The organism is Frigoribacterium sp. NBH87, assembly GCF_014217665.1.
Classification (GTDB): domain Bacteria; phylum Actinomycetota; class Actinomycetes; order Actinomycetales; family Microbacteriaceae; genus Frigoribacterium; species Frigoribacterium endophyticum.
In genome coordinates this window covers 2,222,305-2,235,073 of record NZ_CP043650.1, presented here as the reverse complement: position 1 = coordinate 2,235,073, position 12,769 = coordinate 2,222,305, and the positions used below count along the sequence as shown (strand labels likewise).

Here is a 12,769-nt window from a genome sequence, read left to right as displayed (position 1 = left end):
GACGCCCCCGGGCTGGGGCGTCAGCCCGCCGTCGGCGCGAGGCTCGTGGTGAAGGGCTCGCCGCTCGAGCGCGTCACGAAGCACGAGTAGGTGCGGTCGCCCGCGTCCCAGTCGGCGGCCGTGACCGGCCAGCTCGCGACGAACTGGACGTCGCGGTACGCCCCGGCGGCCGTGAGGTCGAGGGCCTCGGGCGACGTGCACAGCACCGACATCTGGTTCTGCAGGGTCTCCGAGCCCGGCCACGGCGCCCCGGCGTCGCCGGGCAGCGCGCCCTGCGACGCCAACTGGGCGACGTGCGGGGCCGCGCAGTCCACCACGTCGTAGTCCTGCTGCCACGCGTCCTCGAACGACGAGAAGCACTCTCCGCCCTGCAGGTCGCTCCAGGGGTGGCTGCCCGCCGGGAGCGGTCCGGTCGCGGCCGCGGGCTCCTCGACGGGTGCCGGGTCCGCCGTCACCGCGGTCGGTGCCGAGGCGGGCTCGCTGGTCGCGGCGGGGTCGGCGGAGGCCGAGTCGCCGGAGAACAGCGAGCGCCCGAGGAAGAAGAGCGCCACGAGCGCGAGCACGACGACGACCGCGGCGCCGACGACGAAGAGCACGAGTCGCCCGCGCGGCGACCCGACGACCGCGGCGAGTCGGCCCGCGGGCTCCCGGCGCCCGCGGCGCTCGTCGTGAGCACCCGCCGCCGTCGGCGGCACCCAGGCCGAGGAGGCGCGGGCCGGGCTCTCAGCACCAGCCCCTGCCCCTGCCCCTGCCCCGAACGAGAGGCCGGGGAGCTCGCCCGCGGCCTCGGGCGGCGCGGTGCGCGCACGCTCGACGGGCTCGGCGGGAGCGGACGGGGCCACGGGCGGGCGGTAGGGCTCCGGGAACCCGGAGGCGGCGGCCGGGGGAGGCGTGGCCGAGGCCGAGCCCCCGAGGTCGGCCGGCGTGGTCTCGCCGTGCTCGGCCTCGTCGTGCCCGACGTCGTCGCCGCCCAGCGACCACGACCTCGTGACTGCGTCGTCGGCACCGGGGGCGTCGAGCGTCTCGGCGTCGAGACGCTCGACCTCGAGGGGGACCTCCTCGACGACCGGGTCGTCACGGCCGGCGTCGGACTCGACCTCGCCGGGGACGTCGTCGAGGGCGCCCGGGTCGCCGGACGGGTCACGCTCGGCGGCCCCGCCCGCGAGCGGCACGATGCCGAGGATCTGGGTGAACGAGGGCTCGACGACCGGCGCCGACGCGGCCGGCTGGACGACCGTCGCGGCGGACGGGGCGGGGGCGCCGTCGTGGTCGAGCAGCGGCGGCGGCGGCGACGACGACGAGAGGGGCTGCGCCGGAGGCACGGCCACACCCGCCGCCTCGGCGAGGCGACGCTCGCGGCGGGTCATCTCGTGGTGCTCCTCGACCCACCAGGGGGCGGTCGAGCCCGCGGCGTCCTGGGCGGGCTCGGGCTCGGGCTCGGGCTCGGGCTCCGGCTCCGGCTCCGGCTCGGGCTCCGGCTCGGGCGTCGCCGCAGCCGGCGCCCCGGGGAGCGGGGTCGCGGGCACCTCGAGGGCGCGCGTCGGCAGGTCGGTCTCGACCCGCGACTCCTCGGGGGCCTCGCCGGCGGGCGCCGAGGCGGGCGGCAGGGCCTCCCAGTCGAAGGACGCGGGAGGCGCGGAGCCCGCAGCCGGGGCCGCCGCGAGCAGGGCGGTGAACGGGCCGGGGACCTCGGCGGCTCCGTCGGGGCCGGGCTCGGGCGCGGACTCGGGCTGGGGCTGCGGCTCGTGCTCTCCGCCGGGCTCGCTCCCGGAGACGGGCCCGGAAGGCGTCGCCGGCGGGACGATGCCAGCCAGGGCGCCCAGGTCGAGCGCCAGGGGATGGCCTCCGCTCCGCGGGACGTCGTCGCCAGCCGCGGGCGGCGGCGGGACGGCGAGCGGGGCGCGGGGCGCCTCGGTCGGGACGGCGTCGGCCTGGGAGGAGAACGAGAGCGCGGTCGTCGCCGCGTCGGGCTCGGGGCTCACGACGGGCTCGTCGGGCAGGTCGGGTTCGTCGCCCCCGTCGGTCGAGGTGCCGCCCTCCGGCGGGAGCTCCTCGTCGGTCGGCACGCCCTCGCCGTCGAACTGGGCCGCGAGCCAGTCGCTGGCGTCGTCGGGCTCGGGCGCCTCGTCGCGCCCGGGCCGATCGTCGGTCACGGCTCCAGCCCCAGGTCGGCCAAGCCGATGGCCGCGTAGTAGGGGTAGCCGGCCGCCTCGATCACCTCACGGGCTCCGGTGCTCCGGTCGACGACGACGGCGACGGCCGCGATCTCGGCCCCGACGGCCTCGAGGGCCCGGGCCGCGGTGAGGGGCGAGCCGCCGGTCGTCGAGGTGTCCTCGAGCACGACCACGCGCTTGCCCGCCAGGTCGGGGCCCTCGACCTGCCGACCACGGCCGTGGTCCTTGGGCTCCTTGCGGACGACGAAGGCGTCGTAGTCCTTGCCCAGGGCCACGCCCTGGTGCATCACGGCGGCGGCGATCGGGTCGGCGCCCATCGTGAGGCCGCCGACGGCGAAGACGTCGGGGACCTCGTCGATCAGGTCGACCATGACCCGGCCGATCAGGGGCGCGACGCGGTGGTCGAGGCTCACCTTCCGGAGGTCGATGTAGTACGACGCCTTCTTGCCGCTCGTGAGCGTGAAGTCGCCGTGGAAGACGGCCTCGGAGCCGATGAACTGGATGAGCTGCGTGCGCGCGTCGGTCACGGTTGACCAGCGTAGAGCAGGTGGCTCCGAGCGCGCCCGGCGGTCGTCGACCCTCGGCGGCGCGGATCCGGCCGCCCGCCCGGGGGCCCCGACCAGGCGAGCGCCAGGGCGACCCAGGCGAGACGGTTGCCCGAGAGGTCTCCGGAGACCGACGCGTTGAGCACCGCCGCCACCGCGACCCCGAGCAGGACGACGGCCACCCCGTCGACGCCGCCTCCCTCCGCGCCGCGCCGTGCGTGGTGCAGCAGCCGCACGAGGGAGGCGACGACGACCGTGAGCACCGCCGCGCCGGCCGGCCAGCCGCCCTCGACGAACGCCTCGAGCACGAGGTTGTGGGCGTACTGACGGTCTCCGGAGGTGGGCACGGCCTCGGACTCCCCGAGCACCGTGACGAAGCCGCCCCACCCGGTGCCGCCGGGGCCCCCCTCCCGGATCGCCCGGACCGCCGCTCGCCAGAGGGGGAGCCGGCCCTCCGCGCCGGTCACGTCGCCCGTCAGCACGAGCCCCAGCCGGTCGGCGCCCGGGGAGTCGCTGACGACGACGCCGACGCCGGCCACGACCAGGGCGACGGCCAGCCCCCCGAGCCGGCGGCGGCGCCCCTCCCGCACGACGAGCGCGACGACGACCAGGGCGACGGCCGCGGCGAGCACGGGGCCCCGCGAGCCGGTCGCGACGGCGGCGAGCGCGGCCGCGGCCGCGCCGGCGAGCAGGCGCAGGCGGGGCCTCCGGCCGGGCAGGACGAGCACGGCCCCGAGGATCAGCGCCGCGGTGGCGGTCGCCCGACCCGCCGCGATGGTGTTCGACCCCTCGAGCGCCGCTCGCCCCCACTGCGACTCGTCGCGCGGGAGCACCTGGAGGGCGGCCACCGTCGCGAGCCCCCACCCCGCCGTCCAGGCGAGCCAGAGCCTCCGCCGCCGACGGGTCGAGAGCAGCACCACGCTGGCGGCCACGACGACGAGGGTCAGGGCCATCCCGGCCAGCTTGGCGACCTGGTAGCCCTGCGGCACCTCGACGAGCGCCCCGGGCAGGAGCGCGACGACGAGGAGGACGGCCCCCGGGGGCACCCGGACGACCTCGAGGCGGGGCGCGAGGTGGAGCGCCGCCCCGACTACCGCCGCGGCGGCGGCGGCGACCGTGAGGTCGACCGGCACCGCCGCGAGCGCCGGGCTGCCCTTGACGCCGCCGACGACCAGCACCGCCGAGCAGAGCGCCGCCACGACGTGGTCGCGGAGGGACGACCTCGGCGACGGCGCGCCGGGCGGGGTCGACGACGCCGACGTCTGGCTCGTGCGGGACATCGGACCTCCGGGATCGGTCCGGCGATGATAGCCCGGGATCCTGGATGTGATGTGTCAGTACAGGAGTGGCGCTCCGTCCTGGTCGAGCCGCGCTCCGCCGAGCCACCCGGCACCCCGGGCCCGCAGGGACTCGACGCGACGCCTCGCGTGCTCCGTCAGCACCTCGGGCGGGGCCCCCACCCGGGCGTGCTGCACGAGCATCCGGAGCCGGGCCTCCTCGCAGGCGAGGACGTCGTTGCCGACCCGGCCGGCGAGGTCGGCCATGAAGAGGAGCCACCGGTCGTGGCGCTCGGGCGCCTCGTCGGCCGCGGCGGACGCGGCGGCCGCCGTCAGCTCCAGGAGGCGCTCCCGCTCGGCGGGGGCCAGGGCGGCCCCCACCGTCGCGAGCACGGCGTCGTGGACGATGTCGAGCACCTGCGCCGTGGCCTCGAACCGCTCCGGATCGCCGGGCCGGACGAAGGTGCCCCGGTAGGGCTCGACGGTCACGAGACCGTCCGTGCAGAGCCTCGTGATGGCGTGGTCGACCGGGGTCCGCGACATGTCGAGCCAGTGCGCGACGGCGCCCAGGTCGATCCGCTCGCCGGGCCGGAGGGCGCCGGAGAGAAGGGCGTCGCGCAGCTCGCCGTAGGCCCGGCCGGCGGCGTCGTCGCGCTTCGGGATCCGTCGGGGCGTCAGCGGGACGGGCACGGCGCACCCCCCTCGTCCGCGCCGCGGTCGAGGCCGCCGTCGCCGTCGCAGCCGGGGCCGCCGCCGGCGTCACGCGAGCGCAGCCACCGGGAGGTGCACGCCTCCAGCACCTCCAGCGTGAGGGGCGGCCAGAAGAAGTCCTGGACCCGCACCACCCCCTGCGCGACCCGGGCCAGCCTCTCGTCGACCGTCCCGGCGGGGCCCGGCGACACCTGTCGCTCCTGTGCTGTCATGTCACCGTTGTAGCGGGCGCTCGCCACGCCGTCACGTGAAATCTTTTGTTCTGCTGAGAGCCGGGGTCGGACCGGTCTGGACCGGGGGCCGCCACCGCGCCTCCCCGGGGGCCTCCCGCACCGATCGGCACGCCCGCCGCTAGCGTGGGCGCATGCGTGTCGCCACCTGGAACGTCAACTCCGTCCGCGCCCGAGCAGGGCGGGTGGTCGACTGGCTCGTCCGCGAGGACGTCGACGTCGTCGGCCTGCAGGAGATCAAGTGCAAGCCGGAGCAGTTCCCGTACGAGGCCTTCCGCGAGGCGGGCTACGAGGTCGAGCTGCACGGCCTCAGCCAGTGGAACGGCGTCGCGTTCGCGAGCCGGCTGCCCATGGACGACGTCGAGGTGACCTTCCCCGGCCAGCCCGGGTTCCTGAAGGGCCAGGAAGGGCCCGACCAGCCGAAGGAGGCGCGGGCCATCGGCGTCACGGTGGAGGGCGTGCGGATGTGGTCGTTGTACGTCCCCAACGGGCGGGAGCTCGGCGATCCGCACTACGCCTACAAGCTCGACTGGCTCGCCGAGCTCGCCGACCGCACCCGCGGGTGGCTCGAGGAGAGCCCCGACCTGCCCCTCGCGCTGATGGGCGACTGGAACGTGGCACCGCTCGACAGCGACGTCTGGGACGTCGCGGTCTTCGAGGGGCACACCCACGTGAGCGAGCCTGAGCGGGCGGCCTTCGCGGAGTTCGAGCGGGTCGGCCTCCGCGACGTGGTGCGGCCCCTCGTGCCGGGGGGCTACACGTACTGGGACTACAAGCAGCTCCGGTTCCCGCGCGACGAGGGCATGCGGATCGACTTCGTGATGGGCTCGCCGGCGTTCGCGGACCTCGTCACCGCGGCGGCGATCCACCGCGAGGAGCGCAAGGGCGACGCCCCGAGCGACCACGTGCCCGTGGTGGTCGACCTCGAGCTCGAGACGGAGCTCGACGACGACCGGCCCATGATCTTCTGACCCCACGCGCGCCGGGCTGACCGCACGATCGGCGGGCCAGGGCAGACGGATCGGTCGACGCGTGAAATGTCACGTAGTACACTGACGCATCACGAGGAGCCTGACGAGCGGGCGACCGAGCGTCAGGAGCCCCATGCGCCGAACCGTCCTGCTGTCACCGCCCGACGTCGGGCCGCTCGAGCGCGAGGCGCTCCGTCGGGTGGGCGAGGGCAGCTGGTTCGCACCGCTCGGCCCCGAGGTCGACGCCTTCGAGCGGGAGCTCGCCGAGACCGTCGACCGGGCGCACGTCGTCGCGACGTCGTCGGGCACGGCGGCCCTCCACCTGGCGCTCGTCGTCGCCGGGGTCGGCCCCGGCACCGTCGTGCCGACCTCCACGTTCACCTTCGCCGCGACCGCCAACGCGATCCACCACGCGGGCGCCCGCCCCTTCTTCGTCGACGTCGACCGCGACACGGGCAACCTCTCGCCGGCCCTGCTGGCCGACTCCCTCGACGACCTCCGCCGTCGGGGAGTGCCCGTCTCGGCCGTGCTCCCGGTCGACATCTACGGCCGAGCCGCCGACCACGACGCCATCGCCGCCGTCGCCGCGCGCCACGGCCTCCCGGTGGTCGTCGACGCCGCGGAGTCGCTGGGGGCCCGCCACGCCGGCCGCCCCGCCGCGGCCCACGGCCTCGCCTCCGCGATCTCGTTCAACGGCAACAAGATCGTGACCACCTCGGGCGGGGGCGCCGTCACCTGCGACGACGACGAGATCGCCGGGCGGGCCCGCAGCCTCGCCGCGCAGGCCCGCCTGCCCGTCGACCACTACGAGCACGCCGAGGTGGGCTGGAACCACCGGCTGAGCAACGTGCTCGCCGCGCTGGGCCGGGCCCAGCTCGGCCGGCTGCCCGAGATGGCCGCCCGGCGCCGGTCGGTGCGGCGGGCGTACCGCGAGCTCGTGCGGGCCGTGCCCGGCGTCGACCTGTTCGCGGCCGACGACGACGCCGACGACAACTGCTGGCTGACGTCGGTCGTGCTCGACCCGGAGTCGGGCCTCGTGCCCGCGGAGGTCGCGCGGTCGCTCGCGGAGCAGGGCATCGAGACGCGACGCCTCTGGAAGCCGCTGCACCGGCAGGGCGCCTTCCACGCCTCCGAGAGCCGCGTCTCCGGAGTCGCCGACGAGCTCTTCGCCACCGGCCTCACGCTCCCCAGCGGGTCGTCGCTGGACCGCGACGACCTCGACCACGTGCTGACCGCGCTCGCGACCGCTCTCTCCCGACCCGGAGCCGGTGACCGTGGCCGCGCGTGACGCCTCCCGCGCGGGAGGCGGGCGCGTCCGCGCCGCCCTCCGCGACGGGGCCAAGCGCGCCCTCGACGTCACGGGGGCGACCCTGGTGCTGGTGGTGACCGCTCCGCTTCTGGCCGCCGCCGCCGCCGCGGTCGCCGTCGACCTGGGACGGCCCGTCGTCTTCCGACAGCGTCGCGCCGGCCTGCACGGCTCCCCGTTCACGCTGGCCAAGCTGCGCACGATGAGGGAGGTCGACCCCTCGCGGGGGCACGAGACCGACGCGGAGCGCCTCACCCGCCTCGGGGCCCTGCTCCGGTCGACGAGCATCGACGAGCTGCCCGGGCTCGTCGCCGTCCTGCGCGGCGACATGAGCCTCGTCGGGCCGCGCCCCCTGCCCGTCCGCTACCTCGACCGGTACTCCCCCGAGCAGGCGCGGCGCCACGACGTGCGCCCCGGGGTGACCGGCCTCGCCCAGGTCGGCGGGCGCAACGCCCTCGACTGGCCCGAGCGCCTCGCGCTCGACGTCGCGTACGTCGACGGCCGGAGCACCCGGCTCGACCTGCTGGTCCTCGCGCGCACCGTGGGCGTCGTCCTCGGGCGGCGCGGGACCGCGCAGCACGGCCAGGCGACCTCCGCCGAGTTCCTCCCCCCGAAGCCCCCCGCCGACGCCCACCAGGAGCCCGCATGACCTCGCCCCCTCCCGCCCTCGCCGTCCCCGAGGCCCGTCGACCCGGGATCGCTCGAGCGCTGCGGCGCCTACTCCGCGGCCGCCGCGGGCCCGCCTTCGACGTCGCCCACCTGAGCAGCGTCCACCGCTGGACGGACAACCGCGTGCACATGCGCGAGGCCGCCACCGCGGCGAAGCACCACCGGACCCTCCTCGTCGCCGTCGACAGCCCGACGACCGTGCCCGAGACCGGCGTCCACGTCGTCCTGCTGCCCCGCCGTCGGCGAGCGGCGAGGGTCGTGCTCTCGACGTCGCGGGCAGCGCTCCTGGCCCTTCGCTCCGGCGCCGGCGTGGTCCACCTGCACGACCCCGAGCTGCTCTTCGTCGTCCCCGTGCTGAAGCTCGCCGGCCGACGGGTCGTCTTCGACGCCCACGAGGTGATCAGCGAGGCCACGGCCGACAAGGACTACGTGCCCGAGGCTCTCCGCCGGCCCTTCGTCCTGCTGTCACGCCTCCTCGTCTGGTTCGCCGGCCGGGCCTGCGACCACGTCGTGGTGGCGACGGCCATCACGGCCCGCGACTACCCGGCCCACAAGACCACCGTGGTGCACAACTTCCCGCGGCTGCGCGCCGAGGAGGAGGCCCTCCGGCCCCTGGCCGACCGGGCGCCCCGCGCCGCCTTCATCGGCGTCGTCAGCGAGGCCCGCGGCTCCCGCGTGGTGGCCGACGCCGCGACGAGCCCGGCCTTCCCCGCGGGGTGGCACCTCGACGTCGCCGGCGGCCCCTACCCCGACGACGCCCTCTCGGTGTTCGACGACGCCGTCGCCGCCGGGCGGGCGACCGTCCACGGCCTGCTCTCGCCCGAGGACGCCCGCGACCTCCTGCTCGACGCCCGCGTCGGTGTGGTCGTGCTGCAGCCCGGCACGGCCTACGAGAAGGTCTTCTCGACGAAGCTCTTCGAGTACCTCGCCGCGGGCATCCCCGTGGTGTGCTCCGACTTCCCCGTCTGGCGGGAGGTCGTCGAGCCGTACGGCTGCGTGCGCTTCGTCGACCCGACCGACCCGGACGCCGTCGCCCGGGCCCTCGCGTGGTACGCGGAGCACCCCGACGAACTGGCCCGGCAGGGCGCCGCGGCCCGACGAGCCGCGGTTGAGGTCTTCGACTGGGCGAAGGAGGAACCCGCCCTGCTCGGCGTCTGGGCCGCGCTCGGCGCCCCTGACCGGGCGGCCGCCGGCGACGGCCCCGTCGCCCCGGGCAGCTCGGTGCGGGCGCGCCCCGGCGCCACCAGCCCCGGCCGCGCCCGGTGAGCGGCCGAGGCGGCCGTGCCCTCCGTGCCCGTCGTCGCTGAGGTCGCGGCGGCTCGGAGCCTGACCGCCCACGCCGTCACGGTCGGCTGCTGCCTCGTCGTCTACGCGCTCACCCTCCGCCACGTCTTCGAGCACCTGATCGTGCCGACCTTCGGCTACCTCGGGTACTCCTACGTGCCGGGCCCTCCCGCGGTCTCCGTGCTCGCGGTCGTCGCCGCGGCCGCGGTGGCGGCGAGCCTCCCCCGTCGCGTCGAGCGCCCCTCCCACGCCGTCACCTGGATCGTCTTCGGCGTCGCCGTCGTGCCGACCATGCTGACGCCGCACTACTCCGGCTACCTCGACACGCGGACGGCGCTCACCCTCACGCTCGTCGTCGGGGCACTGTGGGCCGCCGTGGGGTGGACGGTGCGGCGCCCGCTGCCGAGCACCCCCCTCGTCCCTCCCCTGACGCCGGGCGCCCTGGGCGTCGTCCTCGGGGCGTTCTCCGCCGCGACGTACGGGCTGATGGCCGTGACGACGGGGCTGCGCCTCCGGGTGCCGAGCCTCGACTCCATCTACGACGTGCGCGACGAGTTCCGCGACGCCATGGCGGACGCGGGGCCGCTCGGCTACCTCCTCAGCCCGCAGTCGTACGTCGTCAACCCCTACCTCGTCGTGCGCGGGGTGGCGACGCGCAGTCCGTGGCTCGTGGCGGCGGGGGCGCTCGGGCAGGTGCTGATCTTCTCGGCGACCGGGTTCAAGATGGTCCTGTTCTCCACGCCCCTCATCCTGGTCGGGGCCCTCGTGCTGCTGCGCCTCGACCGGCTCCGGGCCGCCGGGTTCGCGGTCGCCCCGGTCGCCGTGCTCGTGGGCGCGACGGCGGCCGACGCCGCGCAGGGCGGCGACACCTGGACGAGCGTCCTGTCGAGGAGGTTCCTCGTCACGCCGGGCACCCTCTCCGCCGCGTTCGTCGAGCACTACTCGACCGCGCCTCCCGCCCTGCTCGCGCACTCCGTCCTCGGGCCCTGGACGGGCGGGCACGGGCGGCTGCCCCCGTCTCTCGAGGTGGGCGACCAGCTCCTCCCCGGCTCGGGCCTCGCCGCGAACGCCAACCTCGTGGCCGACGGCTTCTCGAACTTCGGCTGGGCCGGGGTGGCCGGGGCCGTCGCCGTCCTCGCCGTCTACCTGAGGTTCCTCGACCGGTGCTCGGCGGGCCTGCCGGTGCCGGTCACGGCGGTGCTGGTCGTGATGCCGAGCATCGTCCTGTCACAGACCGCCCTGTTGACGTCGATGCTCACGCACGGCGTCTTCGCGGCCGCCGTGCTGCTCGCCGTCGCGCCCCGCACGGGCTGGTCGCCCCGTCGGGCCGGTGCGCCACGATGAGCGCGCGCGATCGTCGCCTCGTCGCCCGCCTGCGCGCTCTCGCCCGGCGTCCCGTCGCCGTGCTGCTCCTCGGCACCGGGGTGGGCCAGGGGGCCGTGCTGGCCGCCTCCCCCCTGCTCACCCGGCTCTACTCGCCGGCCGACCTCGGGGTGCTCGCCCTCGTGACGAGCCTGGCGGCGATCGGCGGGGCCGTGGCCACGACCGGCTGGGACCGCGCCGTGGTGGCGGCGCGATCCGACGCGCTCGCCCGCGCGCTGGTCGGCCTCGCGGGGCTGTCGACGCTGCTCGTGACGGTCGTCGTGGCCGTGCTGAGCGGCGCCCTCCGGCACCGGGCGGCCGAGTGGCTCCGCTCGCCCGCCCTCGTCGAGCTCTGGTGGGTGCTGCCCCTCGTCGTGGCGCTGATCGGTGCGCAGCGCACGGTGGGCGCCCTGCTCACCCGTCGACGCGCGTGGCGGTCGGCGGCCGCGCGGTCGGCGGCGCAGGGCCTCGGCCAGGTGGCCACGAGCGTGCTGCTGGCACCGGCCGGAGGCGCGCTGGGGCTCGTGCTCGGGCTCGCGGCCGGGCGGGCGGCGGGCCTGCTCGGCTCCGCGGGCGCGAGGTCCCGCCGACCGTCGACCCCGCACCCGGCGGCCCGCAGCGCGGTGCCCACCCGCCGGGCCGTCGCGACCGCAGCCCGGCGGTACCGCCGCTTCCCCCTCGTGTCGACCTGGTCCGGCCTGCTGAACTCCGCGGGCCTGCAGCTGCCCACCGCGGTGCTGGCGGCCGCGGCCGGGCCCGTGGCGCTCGGCTTCGTGGCGCTGGGCTCGAGGGTCGTCGCGACGCCGGTCGGGCTGCTGGCCGAGGTGCTCGGCCAGCACGTCGACGGGCGCGTCGGGGTGCTGGTCAGGGGCCGGAGCGCAGGGCTCACGCGGCTGGTCGTGACGAGCGTGCTCCGGACCGGCGCGGCGGGCGTCGCCGGTGCCGGGGTCGTGGCCGCCGCCTCCCCCCTGGTCGTCGTGCCGGTCTTCGGGGCGGCCTGGGCCCCGGCCGTGCCGTACGTCCAGCTGCTCGCCGTCTCGTGCGCGGCGCAGCTCGCGGTCGTGCCGGTCGGGCGGGTGCTGACGCTGCTCGAGAGGCAGGGGCGCCAGCTCTGCTGGGACGCCGCGCGGCTCGTGGCGACGCTCGGCAGCGTCGGCGCCGCGGCGGCGCTCGGAGCGACCCCCGTGCAGACGGTGGCGGCGCTCGTCGCGGCCGGCACGGTCTCTTACGGGGCGCTGCTGCTGCTGGTCGTGACGGCCGCCCGCCGCCACGACCGGGAGGCGGAGGCCCGCAGCCCCGGCACCTAGGCCAGCAGCCCCGCCACGAGGACGAGCACGGGAACCGAGAGCACCGTCGTCACCAGCACCGTGTCGCGGGCCACGACCACGCCGGTCTGGTAGCGCTGGGCGTACGTGAACACGTTCTGCGCGCTCGGCAGGCCGGCGAGCACCACGGCCACGAAGAGCTCGTCGCGGCTCAGGTCGAACACGAAGTCGCCGAGCAGCCAGGCGGCGACCGGCATCACCCCGAGCTTGAGCACCGTGGCGAGCACCACGTCGGGGCGCCCCTCGCGAGCCTGCAACGGGCGCGTGCCCGAGAGCGACATGCCGAACGAGAGCAGCACCACGGGCACCGCCGCCCCGCCGACGAGCAGGAACGGCTCGAGCACCGGCGCCGGGATCTCGAGGCCCGTGACGGCCACCAGCACGCCGAGGGCGGAGCCGATCAGCAGCGGGTTGGTGAGGGGCCGCACGATCGCCCGGCCGAGGCTGCTGCCCCGGTTCGTGACGGTGTCCATGACCGCGAGGACGACCGGCGTGATCACGAGCAGCTGGTACAGCAGCACGGGGGCCACGAAGGTCGCGCTGCCCAGCACGTAGGTGGCGACCGGCAGGCCGATGTTGTTGGCGTTGACGTAGGCCCCGCCCATCGTGCCGATGGTCGTCTCCGCCGCCGAGCGGTGCAGCACGAGGCGCAGGACGAGCACCGAGATCACGGCCGCCAGCAGGGAGGCGCTGGCCGACACCACGAGGAGGCGCGAGAAGAGGACGTGGACGTCGGCCTGCGAGATGGTCGAGAAGAGCAGGCAGGGCGTCAGCACGAAGAAGACGAGGCGCGAGAGCACCTGGTGGCCGGAGGGGCCGAGCAGGTCGATGCGCCCGACCACCCAGCCGGTCGCGATGACCGCGCCGATGATCGCGAACCCGATCAGCACTCCGCCCATGCGTCCATCCTCGCGC

General features: G+C 76.5%; 12 protein-coding genes. 6 read left to right on the top strand and 6 right to left on the bottom strand.

The genetic code is table 11. The features are described 5' to 3' along the window. Positions 1-20 precede the first annotated feature (20 nt). The 5 genes from F1C15_RS16300 to F1C15_RS10400 are packed head-to-tail and all read right to left on the bottom strand — an operon-like array spanning position 21 to position 4,919. Positions 21-2,153, bottom strand: a complete 2,133-nt coding sequence (locus F1C15_RS16300; RefSeq protein ID WP_185231046.1) for a septum formation family protein — start codon at positions 2,151-2,153, stop codon at positions 21-23. Beyond that, positions 2,150-2,701, bottom strand: coding sequence for an orotate phosphoribosyltransferase (gene pyrE, locus F1C15_RS10415; RefSeq protein WP_056056073.1), 552 nt, complete (start codon positions 2,699-2,701; stop codon positions 2,150-2,152). The genes F1C15_RS16300 and pyrE overlap by 4 nt, the downstream gene beginning before the upstream one ends. Beyond that, positions 2,698-3,999: an O-antigen ligase family protein gene (locus F1C15_RS10410; RefSeq protein ID WP_185231045.1), complete on the bottom strand. Its 1,302-nt coding sequence runs from the start codon at positions 3,997-3,999 to the stop codon at positions 2,698-2,700. Before F1C15_RS10410 ends, pyrE begins: the two co-directional genes overlap by 4 nt. Before the next feature lie 54 nt (positions 4,000-4,053). Further along, a complete protein-coding gene (locus tag F1C15_RS10405; protein ID WP_185231043.1) occupies positions 4,054-4,686 on the bottom strand; it encodes a GntR family transcriptional regulator in 633 nt (210 codons plus the stop codon). Beyond that, on the bottom strand, positions 4,671-4,919 hold the full coding sequence (locus F1C15_RS10400) for a hypothetical protein (protein WP_185231041.1): 249 nt from the start codon (positions 4,917-4,919) through the stop codon (positions 4,671-4,673). The genes F1C15_RS10405 and F1C15_RS10400 overlap by 16 nt, the downstream gene beginning before the upstream one ends. Before the next feature lie 152 nt (positions 4,920-5,071). Here F1C15_RS10400 and F1C15_RS10395 point away from each other — a divergent pair, with 152 nt between their 5' ends. The 6 genes from F1C15_RS10395 to F1C15_RS10370 all read left to right on the top strand — a co-directional run bounded on the left by F1C15_RS10395 (position 5,072) and on the right by F1C15_RS10370 (position 11,836). Further along, positions 5,072-5,908 carry an exodeoxyribonuclease III gene (locus F1C15_RS10395; RefSeq protein ID WP_185231039.1) on the top strand — a complete coding sequence of 279 codons (837 nt, stop codon included), beginning with the start codon at positions 5,072-5,074 and terminating at the stop codon, positions 5,906-5,908. A gap of 133 nt (positions 5,909-6,041) precedes the next feature. Beyond that, on the top strand, positions 6,042-7,196 hold the full coding sequence (locus tag F1C15_RS10390) for a DegT/DnrJ/EryC1/StrS aminotransferase family protein (RefSeq protein WP_185231037.1): 1,155 nt from the start codon (positions 6,042-6,044) through the stop codon (positions 7,194-7,196). Then, entirely contained in the window at positions 7,183-7,863 is a 681-nt protein-coding gene (locus F1C15_RS10385; protein ID WP_185231035.1) for a sugar transferase, read from the top strand. Before F1C15_RS10390 ends, F1C15_RS10385 begins: the two co-directional genes overlap by 14 nt. Beyond that, positions 7,860-9,149, top strand: a complete 1,290-nt coding sequence (locus tag F1C15_RS10380; protein ID WP_185231034.1) for a glycosyltransferase — start codon at positions 7,860-7,862, stop codon at positions 9,147-9,149. The genes F1C15_RS10385 and F1C15_RS10380 overlap by 4 nt, the downstream gene beginning before the upstream one ends. Before the next feature lie 15 nt (positions 9,150-9,164). Next, positions 9,165-10,511, top strand: a complete 1,347-nt coding sequence (locus F1C15_RS10375) for a hypothetical protein (protein WP_185231032.1) — start codon at positions 9,165-9,167, stop codon at positions 10,509-10,511. Continuing rightward, on the top strand, positions 10,508-11,836 hold the full coding sequence (locus F1C15_RS10370; RefSeq protein ID WP_185231030.1) for a lipopolysaccharide biosynthesis protein: 1,329 nt from the start codon (positions 10,508-10,510) through the stop codon (positions 11,834-11,836). Before F1C15_RS10375 ends, F1C15_RS10370 begins: the two co-directional genes overlap by 4 nt. On the opposite strand, the gene F1C15_RS10365 is transcribed toward F1C15_RS10370, so the two are convergent. Beyond that, positions 11,833-12,753, bottom strand: coding sequence for an AEC family transporter (locus F1C15_RS10365; protein ID WP_056056054.1), 921 nt, complete (start codon positions 12,751-12,753; stop codon positions 11,833-11,835). The genes F1C15_RS10370 and F1C15_RS10365 overlap by 4 nt on opposite strands. Positions 12,754-12,769: the final 16 nt, after the last annotated feature.

Coding starts and splice junctions, on each gene's coding strand:
- F1C15_RS10390 (WP_185231037.1), top strand. CDS start 6,042: ATGCGCCGAACCGTCCTGCTGTCACCGCCCGACGTCGGGCCGCTCGAG.
- F1C15_RS10395 (WP_185231039.1), top strand. CDS start 5,072: ATGCGTGTCGCCACCTGGAACGTCAACTCCGTCCGCGCCCGAGCAGGG.
- F1C15_RS10380 (WP_185231034.1), top strand. CDS start 7,860: ATGACCTCGCCCCCTCCCGCCCTCGCCGTCCCCGAGGCCCGTCGACCC.
- F1C15_RS10370 (WP_185231030.1), top strand. CDS start 10,508: ATGAGCGCGCGCGATCGTCGCCTCGTCGCCCGCCTGCGCGCTCTCGCC.
- F1C15_RS10400 (WP_185231041.1), bottom strand. CDS start 4,919: ATGACAGCACAGGAGCGACAGGTGTCGCCGGGCCCCGCCGGGACGGTC.
- F1C15_RS10410 (WP_185231045.1), bottom strand. CDS start 3,999: ATGTCCCGCACGAGCCAGACGTCGGCGTCGTCGACCCCGCCCGGCGCG.
- F1C15_RS10365 (WP_056056054.1), bottom strand. CDS start 12,753: ATGGGCGGAGTGCTGATCGGGTTCGCGATCATCGGCGCGGTCATCGCG.